Origin of the sequence: Salinigranum marinum (genome assembly GCF_024228675.1) — an archaeon.
GTDB lineage: Archaea > Halobacteriota > Halobacteria > Halobacteriales > Haloferacaceae > Salinigranum > Salinigranum marinum.
In genome coordinates this window covers 177,328-194,435 of record NZ_CP100463.1, presented here as the reverse complement: position 1 = coordinate 194,435, position 17,108 = coordinate 177,328, and the positions used below count along the sequence as shown (strand labels likewise).

Sequence of the window (17,108 nt, the reverse complement as noted above, 5' to 3'; positions counted from 1 at the left end):
AGTCTTTCGATAAATGTCGGATCGTGGAGTGCATGCCCCTCGGCAGACCGTTCGCTCGCCTCCGGCCCCATCTCGGCGAACCGGCCGGTCCGCGCTTACGTATCAGTTCACATATCCTTATTCGGGTTTCATATCCCCATAGACGCCTCTTCTTGCGGGAGATTTTCCGATTATGAACCGCGTGAGAGCAGTCGATAGCCCCTCTACAGTCGTCTCGACGCGTCAGTGGGTCAAAAACCGATTGGGAATACAAGCAAATGGTGCCGGTAATTAGTACGCGTCATCGACTCATTAGCCAATTTCGATGGTTTCGAGGCGTCTCGAAGCCAAATCCGAGTATGGAAATGGCGCTCGCGAGATAGGAACAGCTGAAGCGTGAGGCTATAGAACAAACGTTCAGACTATAGTTAGAGATCTGGTACATACGTGGAACGGGACGAGTTCAACGCTGGAGTACAGACTGGAGACGATGACTGATGCACGCGAGCGTCTTCGACTGTCGTGACCGCTACGAACGCCGCGGTCGTACAACACGGGTTACTCCTCGCCGTAGTAGTCATCGGTCGTCGAGGCTGAACTGGCCTGTGTCTGAGCCGCGTACGACGCGAGGCGGTCGTCTCCTCTGATCGTCCAGTATCGACCCCGGTGACGGACGAGTCCACGGTCCTCGAGGCGCGACAGGACGGCACCAACGCTCCCGCGGTTGATGTCGGTCGCCTCGTGAATCTCTGTCTGGGTGAACGCCTTGTCGTCGTGTTCGGCAAGGAACTGCAGGATCCGGTAGGGCTGTGTCCCCTCCTGAAGATTGAGGACCTCGGTCGGTTCCTCGTCGAATCGGTCGATGTTGATCGGCATCTGTAATAGATTGTAATAGACTGCAATAAATATGTTCGCTGACGGGGAGGGGTAGCTCACGGGCCAGGGCAAATAACCCGGCTGAAGAGCGTGTGATGTATCTCCTCGACATCTGTGGACTGCATCAGGCCGCTTCTCCGAGTCCGATATCTCTACGACCACGTCGTGTGGGCCTCATACCGATCTGTCCAAGAGCGCTACGCGACGGTACCATACCCCGCCTCGTCGATACCGGGATTTCAGAGGATCCGGACTACGATAGATAATTATGTCCAGTGCAGTGGATATATGTTTCAGTAATACGTAGTCGTCGGTATGTCCGATGATCCCGACCGAGGCGATGATGCGACTCACACGTCGATGACGCGGGGCGAGCGGGTGCGGGCCGCGGCGCGGACTCTCCGAACTCCCCGAACTGCGTCGTGGGTCGCCGACGAGACGGAAGTCTCAGTTAAAACAGCACAAAAATATCTCGACCAGCTCGTCGAGGACAACGTCCTCCAGAAGATTGAGCAGGGCGATCAGACGCTCTACTGCATCGACCAGCTCATGGCTACCTACCGTGAGGTCGCGTCCCTCCAGCGCGAGCACGACCGCGAGGAACTCACGACGGCGCTGGAATCGATGCGGCGGAAGATCACGCGCTGGCAGGAGACGTACAACGTCGAGACGCCGGGTGAACTCCGTGCGAGTATCGCCGACCGGGACGATCCCGACGAGATCGAGGAGCGGCGCGAAATCGCCAGCGAGTGGGAGCACCTCGCCGACCGGATCCCAGTGGTCCGAGCGGCACTCGCCGAGTACGACTGGGCGACCGAGCGAGACAGGGTCTCCGTCTAAGTCAATGGGTCTTCCCGGAACGACCGACAGCTCGGTCTACGAGGGGCTAAAAGACGTCCTGCAGCGGCGTCCTGCCGTGACATCCGTCACCTACGAACCGGATAGCATCGTCAAGCGGTATCTCTGCGCGCGGATCGATCCCGACCGTGTCGTCCCGCCTACTGGCCCGGAGTCGCCCACGCTCGACGTCGAATGGCGGTTCGTCGATGGCGAGCCGTACTACCGCATCCACTACGCCGATCCGAACACGGGGTTCAATTGCGGCTGGCATCGCGACGACGATCACCCGGATCTCGGACCAGTGCACTTCCAGTATGAGCACTCACGACGGGACGAGAGTGACCACCAGCGCGCTCAGTTCCAGAAAACGATTCCAACCGAGATTTTCTGGATCGCTCTGGATCGATTGTTCGAGAAGCGAATCCCGACTCTGTTGAGTGACGACGGTGGCTGAACCGGTGACTGGTTCGCCGTGAATAATACCGATAGTCAGAGAGTGACTCCAGACGGTTCTTAGTGTATTCGGCGTCAGTCATCCAGACCCAGTCATTCGCGGACCTCCGCTGCCGACACCGTCTCGCCTCGTTCGGCCCGTTCGCGACTCTCCTCGAGATCCGCGAGCGTATCCTCTGAGAGCGTCGCGGGTGGATTGACCCAGTCATGGAGCGCATCCCGAATCGCTTCAGACTTGCTCGGGTAGCCACGTCGTTCCCACTCCTCGTCGATTCGGTTCAGGAGGACTTCAGGGACCCGGACGTTGATTTTCTCCATCCGGTCATTGTCTTGATCCGTGTCAGTGCTCACGTGCTGTGATACAGCGGTATCACACAAAGGATGTTCCTTGTGCGGACTCTCCACCGCCGACATTATTCAGGGCGCTCCAGATACGGGTCGTAGGATGCGGCGTCCTCGACGACGTCCTGGAGTGCAGTGAACACGGTCATCCCCTCGACCGAGTGAACACCGAGTTTCGTCGCTGCCGTCCGCTGTGTGAGCTCACCGTTCATCACGCGGAGCGTGTAGTGGAGTGCTGCAGCCAGTTTCGCGACCCCTTGGCGTTCGACGAACACCCGAATGTCATCGGTCTCCAGCTGTCGGCCGACCGCGTCGACGAGCGTTGGTGTCGCGAGGACGTCGCCGTGCTCGGTGTCGGGTTGGAGCCGAATCGGAGCGACAGTGACCGTCGTCGGTGTCACCCCATCGTTTCGGGAGAGCAGGCCCATCTCCTCGAGCTGACCGATGTCAGAACTTGAGACTGGCCATCTCAATGCATAGCTGGTAGTGAGTGAACAAATCAGTTGTATGGATACTGTTCTTTTCCGGGCGAAGGCGTAGCTACAACCATCGTGACTGAGAAACCGGCACAACTGCGTAATGCGCGTCGTATTATGACACCCGGAGTCTGATAATAACAGTCCTTATTTCCTATCCCGAACGACATAGTATTGTGATGAACGCACAAAACAAGTCAGCGAGTCGGATCGGATCGCTCACCCAACTCCAGTGGCTAGCAGTTGCGTTAGTCGTCGTCACTGGCGTTCTCCACGTGTATGCTGGCCTCGTCGAGGGGCGGATTCCCGTTGCACTCGCAGGTGTCGGCTACGCCGGTGCACTTGTGCTTTTTTTCATCGACTACCGGCGGCGGCTGCTCTACCTGATCGGGATTCCGTATACTGCCGTGCAATTTCCCCTCTGGATCGTAGCCAAGTCAGAATATGGGATGATCGACTACGTCGACAAGGCAGTTCAGGTCGCCTTGATCCTCGTGTTGATTTACCTCTATCTGAACACGCCGTCCAAGTCAGCCGGAAACACGGCGACAGCAGCGGACTGAGCGTTCGAATTCACGGGCCGTCTATCGCGCTCAGTTATCTCGAATCACCATAATTTTCACCCGATTCACGCCGTCGAAGTCACGAAGGCGGTAGGTCAATTCCCGAACGCGTTCGCCGGTCCCCTGGCAGAATAAGGACTCAAGACACCACTCCCCCTGATGTGTGTGACTCGTGTTGAGAATCACGTCCTGATAGTCGTGCTGGACACCGTGGAGTTCCCCGATTACCTCGTGATGGCGGTAGTCGAAGGCGACGAGCGCGATAACGTCCTCGCTAAGGTCTTCGAGTCGGGAATGCGACTCGATGTACTCCTGCATCGCTTCACGGACGGCCCGGGATCGGTTGTCCAACCCCTCATCCTGCCAGACCTGATCGAACTCGTCGACCACTGTATCGGGGATATTGAAACTCGTTCGCATACGGTCATATTTGATGCCCGGACACAAGAGTCCCGAGTATGATGGTTTCCCCAATCAGGTATTAACAACCGTTATTCGGCACTCTTGCCGAGTTCAGGGTATGACGATAGTGTCTGGCGACACGTTCGGACTACTGCTCGGTGCGATCGCACTTGGGGCCGTCCACGGTGTTGAGCCCGGTCATGGATGGCCCGTCGCCGCCTCATACGCGTTAGATCAGACGAACAAGTGGCTCTACGGCCTTGCGGCGGGGCTCATCATTGGTGTTGGCCACCTCATCAGTAGTCTCGCGATGGTTGGCGTGTTCTTCTACGCGAAATCCTATTTCAGTCTCACCCAGATCAACGAGCCAGTCACGATTCTCAATGGTATCCAGATCGGTGGCCCGGTCAGTCTCGTTGCGGGCGTACTGCTAATCGGTCTTGGGATCCGAGAGTACCGCCACGACCATTCGCATGACAGTCCCGATGGCGACCACTCTCACTCGCAAGAGAGTCACGACCACGAGTCGACGAACCACTCCGTACACGGCGACAGCCACGGTGATATTCATGAGTATCCGAATTCACAGGACGATGAGGGACTTGTTTCTCGCCTGAAACGCACCATTCCGTTCTTTGGGGGGCACTCACATACGGACGAGGGGTCCGATGATGTTGCCGAGAGGGGATTGTTCGGAATTACCTGGTTTGCCTTCCTGCTCGGATTCGCTCACGAGGAGGAGTTCGAGATTATCGCTCTCTGTGCCGGGTCGAACTATTGTCTCGAACTGATGAGTGCATACGCAATTACTGTTATTATCGGCATCGTGGGACTAACGATGCTACTGGTCGCGGGCTATCAGCACCACGAGGAGACGGTTAAACAGTACACGCCGTACTTACCAGCCTTTTCCGCTGCGATCCTTATCAGCATGGGCGTTGGATTCATTCTCGGCGTGTTCTGAATATATTTTTGTTACTTTCATCAAATTGTCTGTTATAGGATATGAAATCACGATTTTAGTAAAACTGTGTCTCCAACGCTTGCCTCACGTCGTGATGTTTTTCGACAGATTGCCCAGCGCTCGTACACTACTTGGCCAGCATATGATTCGATACCGCTGTACGATCGAACGTCGCTGGTGGGACTGGAATCAGATATCCGGACAGTCTCAGAAACGTGGTTCGTCCACGAGAGCCACAATTCGGTTGAGGAGTTTGTCTGTGTACTCCCGCTAGCCTACTTCCGGTTCTCCGCCGACGACCGCTATGCGGGGTCAACACGCTACCAGATGAACACCCTCTTTCGGGTATTCGTACTGAGAGAACTCCACGGGTGGGACCACGAGACAGCACTCGCCGACTACCGAGAGAACCGCCCTGAACTCTGTGAGCAACTGGGTTTCGAGACGATTCCGGAGCAGTCAACACTGTGGCGAAGCTGGCACGAGCGGTTCTCCGCTGACCTCAGGGAGACAGTCGAGACAGCGGCTCGGACAATCCTCATCAAAGCACAGAATGCGGGTGTCTCGGTCCCGCGTGAACCGGAACGAAAGCTTCGGCACCATGATGACGAGTCTGGTGAGTCAGAACCGAACGATCAAACCGTGCTGGATCAGGCAGAGGCGATCACGGACCACGTCAGCCGCATCGTTTTCCCGGCGTTTTCGCTGGATCGTGGGGACGGCTGTGAGATACACGAGAACGCGTACTGGGATTTACAGACGTATCTCGGACTTCGTGAGGGCCTCGCTGCAAATGAGGGGGCTCGCAGTTTCGTCCACGAGTCGACCCGGGATCGGACACCGTTGGGCCACGCTCATCGGGAGCAGCTGCGCGACCTCTCTATCGAGCAGATCCGAGAGATGTATCGACAAGCTGTCCGTCAACTGCTGGACGAGGTCGCGAAGACAGAGGAATTCTTCCGAGCAGGTATCGTCGTAATCGACATTACCGAAGCTGATCCTTTCACAGGTGACCGTACAGGCCACGAGGACGAAATCATCGGAACGAAAGACAACAGCGACGAGTACGCCTACCAGTGGGCGACGGTCCAGCTGGTCGGCAATGCCGTCCCAATCGTGCTGGACGCGCGCCCCGTCCGAAAGGGGGAGACACAACTGGAAATTGTCGAGGATCTGCTTGACTCCGCCGAAGAGCTCGTTCACGTCGACAACGTCTTAATGGACAGGGTGTTCGATCATCCGTGTTCGGTTAAGTTTCATTGTGCCACTAACGGCAGATACAGACTCGTTGAGAACGGTGTCTCCGAGGCCCAGCTCGGGGAGATTCTGATCCTGAGTGGGAACTTGGACAGATGCAGCCGAACTCATCGCTGTCTATCGATTCACATCCTTAACCGAATACGGATGCTCGGTGCTGTATGGCAATTTCAAACAGCAGATCCTCGGGGAACTCACGAGTAAACGCAGTTCGCATCTCCTCGGTCATATCCAAATACGGCTCGTCAGTCTGTGCCTCAGCTGCCCACCAGGGCTCAACGAAGAGACGCCACACGCCCCCCTCGTCCTGCTCAACGATCGCGATTGCCCGCAGGTCCTCAATCCGATTGTAGTACGTCTTCCCGCAGATATCCGCTCGCTCCATGAGTTCGTCCTTCCCGAGCGGTTCACCAGCCTCAAGCAGCGCCTTGATCATCCGCCGGGTCGCGGGCGACGCGGTGGGTACGAGACGCTCCGCTGAGAGGGTCGAGAGTGCATGCACGACGTCACCGAAGAGGGACTCCACGTCGACATCTACCGAGACGACGAGAAGTACGCGACCGAGTTCATTGTCGGGCCGATGCCGGCGAACACCGCCCTCGATCACGCCGAAGACCATTTAGCCCGGAACGGCCTTGTTGAAACCCTCAATCGGTGATAGGTTTCAGCAGTCTTGCTGAATACAGAGCGCTTATTGACCAGATGCCAAGAGAGTAAGTCGATACTTTTCGCGAACTCCGAGTCATAACCGAGCAAGTTGTCGCACTCAGGGCGCTAGGTGAGTATGCAGCAATACGTTCGCTTAACGGTCTCCCTGTTCACGGCCGACTGGTTGCCTGCTTCCTCGCCTATCACCACCTACGCAGTGGACTGCCAGCGATAGCCGTGGCCTTCATCAGCAGACGTCACTCACCACTTCGAATAAGTCAAATGCCGGAAAATCTTTCTGTCTCGTTAAAATATATAAATCCTTGAGTGGAGACACGCGGTGTGGTAATCCATTGCATGATTTAATAGTAACCGGTGGAACTGTTGTTTCACCTGAACAAACTGACGAGATGGACATCGGCGTTCGGGATGGTAAAATTGTAACTCTCACCGATGTCGGATCGCTCTCTGATGACACCGAGCAAACAATCGATGCGAGCGGTCAGTACGTCTTCCCGGGCTTCATCGATTCCCACGTTCATGTGAAGATTCCACTAGGGGAGTTCGTCACTCGGGACGGTTTCACGGACGCAACGCGTGCTGCTGCTCACGGCGGGACAACAACGATTGTCCCGTTCGCCATACCCGACCCTGACGAGACCCCACTTGAGGCATACAAACGACGTCGGCAAGATGCGGACGGTGATGTCTTCACGAACTACGGGCTCCATGCCTGCCTGACCGAAGTCACCGAGACAACGCTCGGCGAACTCCCAGAGCTCATCGACCGGGGTGCGGCCTCGGTCAAAATGTTCATGGTGTACGAAGGTCGTCTCATGGTCTCTCACGGTGAAATCCGGGACGCTTTCAAGACCATTGAGGAAAACGACGGGCTCGCCCTCATCCACGCGGAGGACGAGGAGATCATCGGCCATCTGATTGAACAGCAGGTGGAGCGTGGTGAGACCGATTATTCGGTCCATCCCGACATGCATCCGAACGTCTCAGAAACTACTGCTATGTGGACGATTGCTGATCTCGTCGAGGAGACGGACTGCCCGGCGTTCTTCGTCCACGTCAGCACGAAGGAGGCCCAGCGGGTGCTGGAATCGGCCGCTGACCGGGAGTTACCGCTACTGGCCGAGACCTGTCCACATTACCTTACCCTAAGGCGCGAAGTGTATAATCGCGAAGACGGTGAGAAGTTCGTCTGTAGTCCGCCAATCCGCTCTCGGGAGAACAACAATCGTCTTTGGGAGATGCTGGAACGTGGCGCGATTCAGACGGTCAACAGCGATCACTGCGGATACGATACAGAGCAGAAGGAGCAGTACCGCGATGACATCACACGCATGCCGATGGGGCTACCCGGTGTCGAAACGCGGAATACCGTCTTCTACACTGATGCAGTCGCAGAAGGCCGACTTCCGGTCGAGCGCTTTGTCGACCTCACCGCCACGAACATCGCAAAGATGCTCGGGCTCTACCCACACAAGGGAAGTATCAGTGTTGGCGCTGATGCCGACCTCGTCATCTTCGACCCGGAGGCCGAGTGGACGCTTGAGGCTGAAAAACTGCATATGACGACTGATTACACCCCCTTCGCGGGGAAGCAGATGCGAGGCCGGCCAACAGCCACAATTGTCGGCGGTGAGGTGGTGGTGGAGGACGGTACACTTGTCGGTGAGAAGGTCGGGGACTACGTCCCCACCGATGGGAGTAACGCAACACAAACATTTAGGAGTCGACTCAAATAATGACAAATAATAATATTTCACACGAAGAAACGGTAGAAGAAGCGACCGGGCTCAGCCTGAAAGGAAAGGACATCATGCCAAAGTCCGTTGAGGACCGAAGCATCTCAAGTCTCGGATTCTTTCTGATTAGCGTCGGGCTCTACGTACAACTTGTCTCGTTTGTTGCCGGCGCTCAGGTGTATCCCGCGCTATCGCCGCTGATGATTGTGGCCACGGTCATTATTGGTAACATCGCAGTGTGGGTTTTACTCGTCTTGACTGGTGATATCGGTCTTAAACACGGTATTCCATTCGCGGTGTATATCAGGGCACCCTTCGGATATCTGGGGGCGCACATCCCGGCGCTCGTTCGGGCCCTGCCCGCTGTGTTCTGGTTCGGATTCCAGACCTGGCTTGGCGCGACAGCGTTGAACCTCATCATGGAGACGCTGACTGGCTACTCAAACCTAATCCTCATCATCGCCATATTCGGCCTATTCCAAATCCTGAACACAGCGCTCGGAATTGATGCCATCTCAAAGTTTGACTGGGTCGCGGCACCGATCCTCATCATCACGGGGATTATCATGGAAGTCGTACTCATTCAGCGGTACGACCTGACCCTCGCACAACTCTTCTCGTCCAGTGGTGAAGGCGGCATCTCGTTCCTCTCGGCAGTAGCCATCATGGCCGGTGCACAGATCACGATGGCGGTCAACATCGCTGACTTCACCCAGTTCCTCAAGCGCCCGGAGGGTGACACGAGTTGGGTGGAACGTAACAAGGGGAGCGCCTGGGCGCAGTTCTTCGGATTGGTGCCCCCGATGGCTTTCTTCGTCATCGTCGGCATGACTAGCGGAATCGCCACTGGTGAGTGGAACCCAATCCTTGTCATGGCGGAGGTCTTCGGTGGTAACACCGTGTTGCTGGTCTTCGTACTGGCCTCATTCGTCATCTTCGCACAGGTCGCTTCAAACACCGGCCAGAACCTTCTCCCACCGGGATACGTGTTCGTGAATCTGTTCCCGCGACGTATTACGTTCCCAACTGCGGTGACGGCTGCGGGTGTCGTCGGGTTGCTCATCCAGCCCTGGGAGTTTGCGGACCTCATCCCCACGATTCTGCTCTGGATCTCGGCCCTTCTCGGCCCAATTGTCGGCATTATGATTACTGACTACTACGCCATTCGGAAGCGCGAACTCAATCTTAAAGACCTGTATGACGCCAACGGGCAGTACTCCTACTGGCGGAATTTCAACCCTGCCGCGATGGTCACGTACGCAGTCTCTGCGGCACTGGGCCTTCTGTTTCCCGACCTGGCTTTCTTCGTGGCAATGCTCGTGAGCGTAGGCGTCTATTATGGCCTAATGAAAATTTGGGTTCTCGACACCTACCCCCAGTCTGAGGTTACACCCCAAGCGGACACGATTTCTGTGTCCGACGACTAACACTCACACTACTCTTTTTCGTGGGTTGTAACCCGAAGTACCGCTCCACCTCACAAGTGCATGACCGAGTGAATAGCGTAGCTATTGAAAACTGGTTCAGCCGATTCGGCCGGAGGGGAAATACGCCATCACGCTGAATTCAGCCTCTGTATCTCGCAAGCACCTTGTGACAGCACTCGGTGAGGTTTCTGAGAGCGCGCTGCATAGAGAGCGCGTATCTCGCAGGTTCGACCAGGCGAATCCGTCCGTGAATTCTCCCGCGCCAGTAGCATTCACGTCGAACACTCAGCATTCCAGGGAACTGTATGCTAAGAGCTCGCGTCGACCACCAAGGAGACCATTCACAGTGAGTATCGATGCTACGGAAGCGGCTCAGTGGAGTTGGTCGAGGGAGACGGATATCTCCCTAACTCGGCCGGTAAACTATGTACTCGGTTGGCCTGGAGTCCTGAACCGAAATCGGGATCGATCTGTTCAGGAAAACGGGAGCTCATCCAACAGGTCCTTCGCGACGGTTATCGCGCCCCATTTCAACCTTTTCACGGGACCCACCCCACGAACTCTGATATCGTCGCCGTTGAACGCAGTCCGCAGTTCCCTACTCGGACGTTCCGAACTCCCGATTCGATGGACGGTGTCATCGTCGGTTTCGACTTCGAGGGTGGCGTCGTCGCGACCACACCCCGAGAAGTCCTCGATGTCGAGATTCTCGTCGAGTTCGAAGGAGTACGTTCCACGCCCACGAACGTGGAGGTTCACGATCTCGCCACCGAGTTGGGACGTCGCGAATCCGACGTCCGTGGTCTGTGCGTCCACTTCGAGCCGATCGAATGCCTCCTCGACCGAGTCCGTCGACGTGTCGTCGGAATCATGATCCGGTTGGTCGGGCTCTGTGGGCGAACCACTTCGAGTGATGGTGAGGTCGTACCGGGCGCTGTTCGCCTTCCACTTGGGCGCGCCGTCGATGGCGGAGGTCCACCAGCTATCGGCCCGAACGATGAGGAATATCGTCCCACTTTCCGTGATTTCCAGGGAGACGGTGTCCTGGTGGATTTGATCATTTTCCACCTGATTGACCGGCCTGCTTCGAAAGTCTCCCCCGCCGGATACGCCCGACCGAGCCTCAAAGTGAAACGACGGCGTCTCCCACCGTGGGTGATCGTACGGCGCCCACTCCTCGTAGGTGACCGAGCTCCCATACGTCACGCGCTCCGGGGGCAGGGTTCCCTCCCAGTGGGCCTGTGTCGTGAGTCTGATCGTGGCCTCGATGGTCTCCCCCTTGTCGACGTCGAGCCGATAGAAGTCCTCGTCGTACGTGGTGATCATGAGATCATCGTAGGTCCCCTCGGTCAGCGTCGCCGCGGAGGTTAGCTCGTCGTTGTGCTCAAATCGGTCATCGACTTCGAGGCGGTACGAGGCCCGAGTGGATTCTTCGTTTTTGACCTTGATGTAGTGGGTGCCGCTACACCGGGCCAGGACGGTGGAATTCCCCTTCTGGATGGCCTTCTCGCTCCGACCGAGTGCGGAACCGGTTTGCTGCCAGTTCCCATCAGGATCGACGCTCGCAACTTCGCTTTTTGATGGATCGTAGATTTCGTATTGGAGGTTCCCGTCGTTGCCGTAGTGATACAACGTGACCGGCAGAGGCTCGCCTCGTTCGAGGTCAACTGCATAAACGTCCTCGTCGTCGTGCCAGATTTCCCAGGCTGGCGGTGGCACGATGGCGGGTCGATGTGTCGCGTTCGTGTACTTGATCGCCTCGAGGCCATGGAGCGTCCGGGGAGTGATCTTAGTCGCTCGATCGAAGTCGTCGTTCGGCTCGAACTGGGGATAGGGAGGAGGAGTCTCGTGGGCCGACGCGAACGGCATCGCCGCGGTACTACCGAGGACGACTACGACGACGAATATTTCGATGAGCGCCCGACGGTTCATAACTGGGGGAAGGGGTAATCCCACAATCTATCACGATATCGTATATAATGATGGGTCCCGTCGGAGGTGCCGGAGGAATCGAGGCGTTCACCCGTTCTCAGTCAACGAGCTCACCTCTATATTCAGCACAGCTGTCCTGTCACCATCGGACAATAACGCCCGGGTTACCTTTTTCGCCTGTCGATAACCCTCTGCTGTACACATCCTCTGTATGCAGCACGCGATTCGTATCAAGCTCTGAGGGTTTCAACAGAGCCCCCCTGAACCTCGAACGGTTCGTACAGAAGTACGAAGAATGGCACGAGATACGCGAGGATCGATGACGGAGGAGGAACTCGCCGCGGCGAGTGACGCGATTCAGGAACTCCGGGAGAAGGTACGTGCCGATCTCGCCGAGGATCTCGGTGGTGACCCTGAGGACTATCGTGCCGACCGCTACTTTTCATCTCTCGACGAGTCTGACGACAGCAGCGAAGCTGTTCCCGATGGTGGGGAGTGACCAGCCTCGTCGCGACGAGGTAATGAATGACGCAGAACTCGAAGCGTTCGAGGAGGCGATCGACGACCTCGGCGACCGCGTTACCGAGTTCCTCGCGGAGGGGACCAACCGTACTCCCGAAGAGATCGCGGCCACGGTCGAGGACCTCCCGAGGCCTGATACACTCAACGATCAGCTAGTCGAAGAATATTAACCAACATTTAGAGCCGACCTTTCTCACTATTGGTTAAGACCGCATCGCCCCGGTCGCATCGACGGAGCCGCTGACTCACTCATACGTCTAAGCGACGAAACAGCAACAGAAGCGGCCTTGTGGCAGTATTCGGACAACGGGGTGGACGGTGACTCCTCGCTTGAAATCACAATCTACACCAGACATGCGGTCACGTTGCCCCGGTGAAGACCGACTCCCACTGTTCCGCTGACTGTGAGAATCCGACGGAAGACCGTTTCTCGTGTCCGTTTGTGAGATCAATATATTATTCTCCCATTCGTATTCGGTTTAGGAGCTAAATCGCAAGCCGACGGCTACCTGAACTCGTAGAGCAAAGGGGAGGTGAATGAAGCTCTCCCCAGATGCAATTACGTCGCTGTTGACTTCGCTGTTTCCGTCAGGTATGATCGACGACCTCGCGCGTGAGCGCGAAGTCGTCGTGAGAGAGCGCAAACTCGACGTCCGTGTACTGGTTTGGACGATGGTCGTGGGCTTCGCCGTCGGCGGCGAAGCCCGTTCGATCGCCGCGTATCGCCGTACGTACAACGGCGCTACCGGCCAGAATCTCGTCGCTTCGAGTTTCTACGACCGATTCACCGCACAACTGGAGCAGCTCCTGCGCGACCTCCTCGACCACGCCGTCGAGGAGTCGCTGTCCTCACATCCATCGCTCCAGCCTTCGACCGATTTCCGCGACGTTGTCGTCGCTGACGCCACGGTGGTGCGGTTGATTCGGTTCCTCTCAGCGTTCCCTGCGACGCATCCGGTGTCTCCGGGCTCAAGCTCTACCTCGTCCACAGCGTCACCACCAGTCGGTGATCGCGCGCGCGATCACCGACGAACGCACACCACGAAAGCACCCTGTTCAAAACCGGCTCGTGGCTGCGAGGACGGCTTTGTTCCTGCTGGATCTCGGCTTTTTTCAAGTATCGTCGTTTCGCGTTGATCGACGAAAACGATGGCTTTCTTCGTCAGCAGACTGAAGCGGAGTTCGAATCCGCTGATCGTCCGAGAAACTGAGCGGAAATGGCGCGGGCGCGCCATTCTCGCATCGACGGAACGCGGTCTTCGATGTTGTCGGGTGATCTGTGTAGGGAACACATCGACGTTGAGGTCGAAGTCAGGTTCCAGCGGCGAGCGTACAACGAACGGAAAATCGTGGGACAGCAAGCGGTTTCCGAGTCGTCGGCGTCCGCGATTCGGACGCCGACGACGGCTATCGGTTGTACATCACGAACTTGCCGAGCGGTGAGTTCAGTCCGGAGCAGGTAGCGACGCTGTACCGTGCTCGGTGGGTCGTTGAGTTTGTTGTTTCCGTGAGCTGAAGTCGCAGTATGGGCTGGGGAGATTTCGGACGGAGAAGGAACACATCGTCCGGATTCAGGTGACGGCGGCTCTGCTGACACTGGTGGTCAGCAGAGCCATCCTTCGGTTGTTCGTCGATCACGCCCAGGAACTGGGTGATGACTGCGTGTTTCCAACCGAACGCTGGGCGAAGACCTTCCGGTCGTACGCCCAGCAAGTCCTCTCCGAGATCGTCGTTTCGTTCAGCTACGAACCGAATCTCCCAGACACGTGGTATCGGGAGGCGAGGCAACCGTCTCCATCACGGCTGACTCTACTTGAGGAGGTGAATGCAGCGCTGTATGCTGGTTTCATGTCTTAACCGAATACGAATGATTATTCTCCCAACGTGCAAAGCTGAGATCCAAGGAGAAATCAAGAAATATCTCCGAGTTCGGCGTCGGTCAACGCCGTTCGCATTCAGTCAGAATCAGCCGTGTCGCGCTCGGCGTCGGGGTCAGCGCTGGCTTCGCCTGAGATCTCCCACGTGCTCACGTCGACGCCCTCGTCCTCGAGGTAGTCACGAATCTCGCCACGCTGCTCTTCCATCTTTTCGCGCAGCTCCTCGAGTTCGGCGTCAGTCATGGGCCGTCGCGGGGAATCCCGTGCCATCGTTCTAATCTCCGTATGTACCCATCCAGGTGCGTGCTCAAATGGTCCTCGGCGGCGTTGAGTGTTTGGTTCGCCGGAAGCGGTGGGGTGACTTCGTGGCTGTCGGTCTTCTCCCCGTCACGATAGACATTGATGTGTAACCCCTCCTCGGTGACATCGTGGGTCGCTTCGGTTCTCCCCTCACTATCGTGATCGTACCGGACAACGGTCACCCACTCCTAAGCACACCTTCCGCAAGCAGACGTCTCAACTAACCGGCTTCGTGAAGTACTGAATTTTAATGCCTGTAACGAACCGACTCGACCATACAATCCTTTTCAACATTGTTATTAGACAAACAAACAAGTTTTTAGAATATATTTTCCTATACAAATACTATTATCACGTTCTATTGCATGCTCGTCGATGTGCCACATAGACGATTCTCGGTCGGACGTTGCAATATGGTGAAGAGATTACAAAAAAACAAGACTGAATCAGATATCAACCCATGAGCAACCCACACAACTACTCCGAAGAGGAATTTACTGTTGCCGCCGTTCAGGCCTCACCAGTATACCTAGACCGGGATGCAACCGTCGAGAAGGCGTGCCGGCTGATAAGAGAAGCCGCTGACAATGGGGCCAAAATCATTGGTTTCCCTGAAACATTCATACCGGGCTATCCCTACTGGAACTGGGTCAACGCACCAATCGATGGCTACGATTGGTATAAGAAGTACCGACAGCAGGCTGTTGACGTTCCGAGTTCCGTTACGAAACAACTCTGTAGGGTTGCCAATCAGACTGATACGTTTGTCGTGATGGGCATCACCGAACGGGATCCTGCGACGACCGGCACGCTGTACAACACAAATCTCATTATCAGCGATCAAGGTGAGTTACTTGGAAAGCACAGAAAGATCGTGCCGACTCACGCGGAGAAGCTCTCGTGGGGTCGCGGCGATGGCTCCTCAATAACGGTGTACGATACGCCCTATGGTCAACTGGGGACTCTAGCGTGCGGGGAGAACACGAATCCTCTAGCTCGGTACGCGCTGATGGCGCAGGGTGAACAGATTCACGTCTCGAACTACCCCGCGTTCCACTTCAATCAAGAGTACGATATTGGGCTTGCCACCAAGATCCGATCACACACGCATGCATTCGAAGGGAAGGTGTTCAACATAGTCTCGACCGAGTACTTCGACGAGAGTTTCTACGAGGTGTGCGAGAGTGACCGGGCGAGAGAACTGCTGGGCGGAGAAAACCAGAGTTACTTTACAGCGGTTGTTGGTCCGACTGGAGAAATCCTTGCTGGGCCCTTGGGCGATGAAGAAGGAATCGTATACGCAGATATTTCACTCGAAGAGACAATAGAGCCGAAGCTGATGCATGACGTAGTGGGGCAGTACAATCGGTTCGACATCTTTGAGTTCAACATTAATCGAGATGAACTCAAGCCACTCCACGAGCAATTTCAGCAGGGCCAAGCACAGGCACAACAGACGACTCATTCAGGGAACCTTTCTGAATCGGGGTCAGCAAGACAGCCGCCCGAAGTAGACGAGTCTACGTCAAATGAGTAGTCCCGCAGGCCGCTGCACAAAAACGTGGGCAACTCACGTTGCCTGAGATCCACTGTAATGTGGGTAGTCCATTTGTGCCGCAATCGCTTCGCGGGTCTCTCTGTCAGCAAATTTCTCGCAAAGGTGCAGCCCGAGGTCGATTGATGAGGTGACGCCGCGGGCGGTAATTATGTCTCCAGTGTCGACGATCCGGTCATCAATGACCTCGCAGTACTCCGAGAGCGTATCATAGGCCGTTGGATGGGTCGTCGCCGGGATGTCCTTGAGCAGTCCGGCTGCAGCAAGGAGGATCGATCCAGTACAGACAGAAACTAAGAGATCTGCCCCTTTTGCTGTTCCGATCCAACCGATCAGTTCGTCGTCCGCGGTCACAGAGTCAACATCGACACAGCCAGGGACTACTACAACGTCAAACCGATCTAGTTCCTCTCCAACAGCAGTTGGCTCAAAGGTTACTTTTCCCGTCGCCGTGACTCTTTCAGTCAGTGCACAGGTCTCCCAGCAAATGTTCTCATTGAATCCCATTGTTTTTAATCGTGTGACTGCGTCATGGATTCCAATAAAATCAAGCGCAGTCAATCCGTTGTACATCACAAATCCAATTTGCATACATTGTGTGCCCTCTTATTGATCATATAACCAGCGATGCGCTGCTACGTAACAGTTCTTTGTCGTAGGGGCACCCCCATGATTGAACTCGTTTGCTTTCTCCCCAATCTACTGGTAGCTTCGCCACCGCTCTGATTTCACGGATTCCTGTAAGTAGAGGAAGCCGAGAGGGGTAAATAGAGCCTGAAACATCCAAGAATTAGGATTTGTTGTGAGCTGTACCGGAAACAACTATGTCCAACACTAACGGTTTTATACCCCAGTGCTAGATAAAATATCGCTACGATGTGCCAGATCGTACTAAAAATGATTAAATTTGGCGAGAAAACAGAAAATAGTGGCCCATC

The 17,108-nt window shown here is 55.9% G+C and carries 19 protein-coding genes and 2 pseudogenes; 12 read left to right on the top strand and 9 right to left on the bottom strand.

The annotated features are described in order from the left end of the window. Window positions 1-537: 537 nt before the first annotated feature. Window positions 538-855, bottom strand: coding sequence for a helix-turn-helix transcriptional regulator (locus NKJ07_RS23145; RefSeq protein ID WP_318570928.1), 318 nt, complete (start codon window positions 853-855; stop codon window positions 538-540). A gap of 315 nt (window positions 856-1,170) precedes the next feature. On the opposite strand from NKJ07_RS23145, the gene NKJ07_RS23140 reads away from it, so the two are divergent. Both NKJ07_RS23140 and NKJ07_RS23135 read left to right on the top strand, forming a co-directional pair. Next, window positions 1,171-1,695 carry a DUF7342 family protein gene (locus tag NKJ07_RS23140; protein WP_318570927.1) on the top strand — a complete coding sequence of 175 codons (525 nt, stop codon included), beginning with the start codon at window positions 1,171-1,173 and terminating at the stop codon, window positions 1,693-1,695. A 76-nt stretch (window positions 1,696-1,771) separates the two neighbouring features. Beyond that, a complete protein-coding gene (locus tag NKJ07_RS23135) occupies window positions 1,772-2,149 on the top strand; it encodes a hypothetical protein (RefSeq protein WP_318570926.1) in 378 nt (125 codons plus the stop codon). Between the two features lie 92 nt (window positions 2,150-2,241). On the opposite strand, the gene NKJ07_RS23130 is transcribed toward NKJ07_RS23135, so the two are convergent. Together NKJ07_RS23130 and NKJ07_RS23125 are read right to left on the bottom strand one after the other, a co-directional pair. Next, complete coding sequence (locus tag NKJ07_RS23130) at window positions 2,242-2,499, bottom strand: ribbon-helix-helix domain-containing protein (RefSeq protein WP_318570925.1); 258 nt, start codon at window positions 2,497-2,499, stop codon at window positions 2,242-2,244. A 62-nt stretch (window positions 2,500-2,561) separates the two neighbouring features. Further along, window positions 2,562-2,918, bottom strand: coding sequence for a DUF7437 domain-containing protein (locus NKJ07_RS23125; RefSeq protein WP_318570924.1), 357 nt, complete (start codon window positions 2,916-2,918; stop codon window positions 2,562-2,564). A 227-nt stretch (window positions 2,919-3,145) separates the two neighbouring features. Here NKJ07_RS23125 and NKJ07_RS23120 point away from each other — a divergent pair, with 227 nt between their 5' ends. Next, window positions 3,146-3,529, top strand: a complete 384-nt coding sequence (locus NKJ07_RS23120) for a hypothetical protein (protein ID WP_318570923.1) — start codon at window positions 3,146-3,148, stop codon at window positions 3,527-3,529. A 30-nt stretch (window positions 3,530-3,559) separates the two neighbouring features. Here NKJ07_RS23120 and NKJ07_RS23115 read toward each other — a convergent pair whose 3' ends face one another. After that, complete coding sequence (locus NKJ07_RS23115) at window positions 3,560-3,949, bottom strand: CopG family ribbon-helix-helix protein (RefSeq protein WP_257628835.1); 390 nt, start codon at window positions 3,947-3,949, stop codon at window positions 3,560-3,562. A gap of 106 nt (window positions 3,950-4,055) precedes the next feature. Here NKJ07_RS23115 and NKJ07_RS23110 point away from each other — a divergent pair, with 106 nt between their 5' ends. Beyond that, entirely contained in the window at window positions 4,056-4,895 is an 840-nt protein-coding gene (locus tag NKJ07_RS23110; RefSeq protein WP_318571167.1) for a sulfite exporter TauE/SafE family protein, read from the top strand. A gap of 66 nt (window positions 4,896-4,961) precedes the next feature. After that, window positions 4,962-6,131: pseudogene (locus NKJ07_RS23105) on the top strand (transposase); the annotation flags it as partial. A 154-nt stretch (window positions 6,132-6,285) separates the two neighbouring features. Here the strand turns inward: NKJ07_RS23105 and NKJ07_RS23100 are convergent. Continuing rightward, the gene (locus NKJ07_RS23100) at window positions 6,286-6,654 is read right to left on the bottom strand and encodes a hypothetical protein (RefSeq protein ID WP_318570922.1); all 369 of its coding nucleotides are present in this window, start codon (window positions 6,652-6,654) and stop codon (window positions 6,286-6,288) included. On the opposite strand from NKJ07_RS23100, the gene NKJ07_RS23095 reads away from it, so the two are divergent. The 3 genes from NKJ07_RS23095 to NKJ07_RS23085 all read left to right on the top strand — a co-directional run bounded on the left by NKJ07_RS23095 (window position 6,649) and on the right by NKJ07_RS23085 (window position 9,984). Next, window positions 6,649-6,810 carry a DUF7718 family protein gene (locus tag NKJ07_RS23095; RefSeq protein ID WP_318570921.1) on the top strand — a complete coding sequence of 54 codons (162 nt, stop codon included), beginning with the start codon at window positions 6,649-6,651 and terminating at the stop codon, window positions 6,808-6,810. The genes NKJ07_RS23100 and NKJ07_RS23095 overlap by 6 nt on opposite strands. A gap of 313 nt (window positions 6,811-7,123) precedes the next feature. Beyond that, a complete protein-coding gene (hydA, locus tag NKJ07_RS23090; protein WP_318570920.1) occupies window positions 7,124-8,557 on the top strand; it encodes a dihydropyrimidinase in 1,434 nt (477 codons plus the stop codon). A gap of 74 nt (window positions 8,558-8,631) precedes the next feature. Continuing rightward, entirely contained in the window at window positions 8,632-9,984 is a 1,353-nt protein-coding gene (locus NKJ07_RS23085; protein ID WP_318570919.1) for a cytosine permease, read from the top strand. A gap of 474 nt (window positions 9,985-10,458) precedes the next feature. Here NKJ07_RS23085 and NKJ07_RS23080 read toward each other — a convergent pair whose 3' ends face one another. Continuing rightward, window positions 10,459-11,916: a hypothetical protein gene (locus NKJ07_RS23080; RefSeq protein WP_318570918.1), complete on the bottom strand. Its 1,458-nt coding sequence runs from the start codon at window positions 11,914-11,916 to the stop codon at window positions 10,459-10,461. A 319-nt stretch (window positions 11,917-12,235) separates the two neighbouring features. Here NKJ07_RS23080 and NKJ07_RS23075 point away from each other — a divergent pair, with 319 nt between their 5' ends. From NKJ07_RS23075 to NKJ07_RS23065, 3 genes and pseudogenes are all read left to right on the top strand, one after another. Next, window positions 12,236-12,415 (top strand): hypothetical protein, encoded by a 180-nt coding sequence (locus tag NKJ07_RS23075; RefSeq protein WP_318570917.1) that lies wholly within the window; start codon window positions 12,236-12,238, stop codon window positions 12,413-12,415. A 22-nt stretch (window positions 12,416-12,437) separates the two neighbouring features. Next, the gene (locus NKJ07_RS23070; protein WP_318570916.1) at window positions 12,438-12,608 is read left to right on the top strand and encodes a hypothetical protein; all 171 of its coding nucleotides are present in this window, start codon (window positions 12,438-12,440) and stop codon (window positions 12,606-12,608) included. Window positions 12,609-12,975: 367 nt separating this feature from the next. Next, window positions 12,976-14,295: pseudogene (locus tag NKJ07_RS23065) on the top strand (IS4 family transposase). A 98-nt stretch (window positions 14,296-14,393) separates the two neighbouring features. Here NKJ07_RS23065 and NKJ07_RS23060 read toward each other — a convergent pair. Then, complete coding sequence (locus tag NKJ07_RS23060; RefSeq protein ID WP_318570915.1) at window positions 14,394-14,558, bottom strand: hypothetical protein; 165 nt, start codon at window positions 14,556-14,558, stop codon at window positions 14,394-14,396. Next, window positions 14,555-14,797, bottom strand: coding sequence for a DUF7718 family protein (locus NKJ07_RS24510; protein WP_425504789.1), 243 nt, complete (start codon window positions 14,795-14,797; stop codon window positions 14,555-14,557). Before NKJ07_RS24510 ends, NKJ07_RS23060 begins: the two co-directional genes overlap by 4 nt. 278 nt (window positions 14,798-15,075) lie before the next feature. On the opposite strand from NKJ07_RS24510, the gene NKJ07_RS23055 reads away from it, so the two are divergent. Continuing rightward, window positions 15,076-16,152, top strand: coding sequence for a carbon-nitrogen hydrolase family protein (locus NKJ07_RS23055; RefSeq protein WP_318570914.1), 1,077 nt, complete (start codon window positions 15,076-15,078; stop codon window positions 16,150-16,152). Window positions 16,153-16,185: 33 nt separating this feature from the next. Here NKJ07_RS23055 and NKJ07_RS23050 read toward each other — a convergent pair whose 3' ends face one another. Next, on the bottom strand, window positions 16,186-16,761 hold the full coding sequence (locus tag NKJ07_RS23050; RefSeq protein WP_318570913.1) for a DJ-1/PfpI family protein: 576 nt from the start codon (window positions 16,759-16,761) through the stop codon (window positions 16,186-16,188). Between the last annotated feature and the right edge of the window lie 347 nt (window positions 16,762-17,108).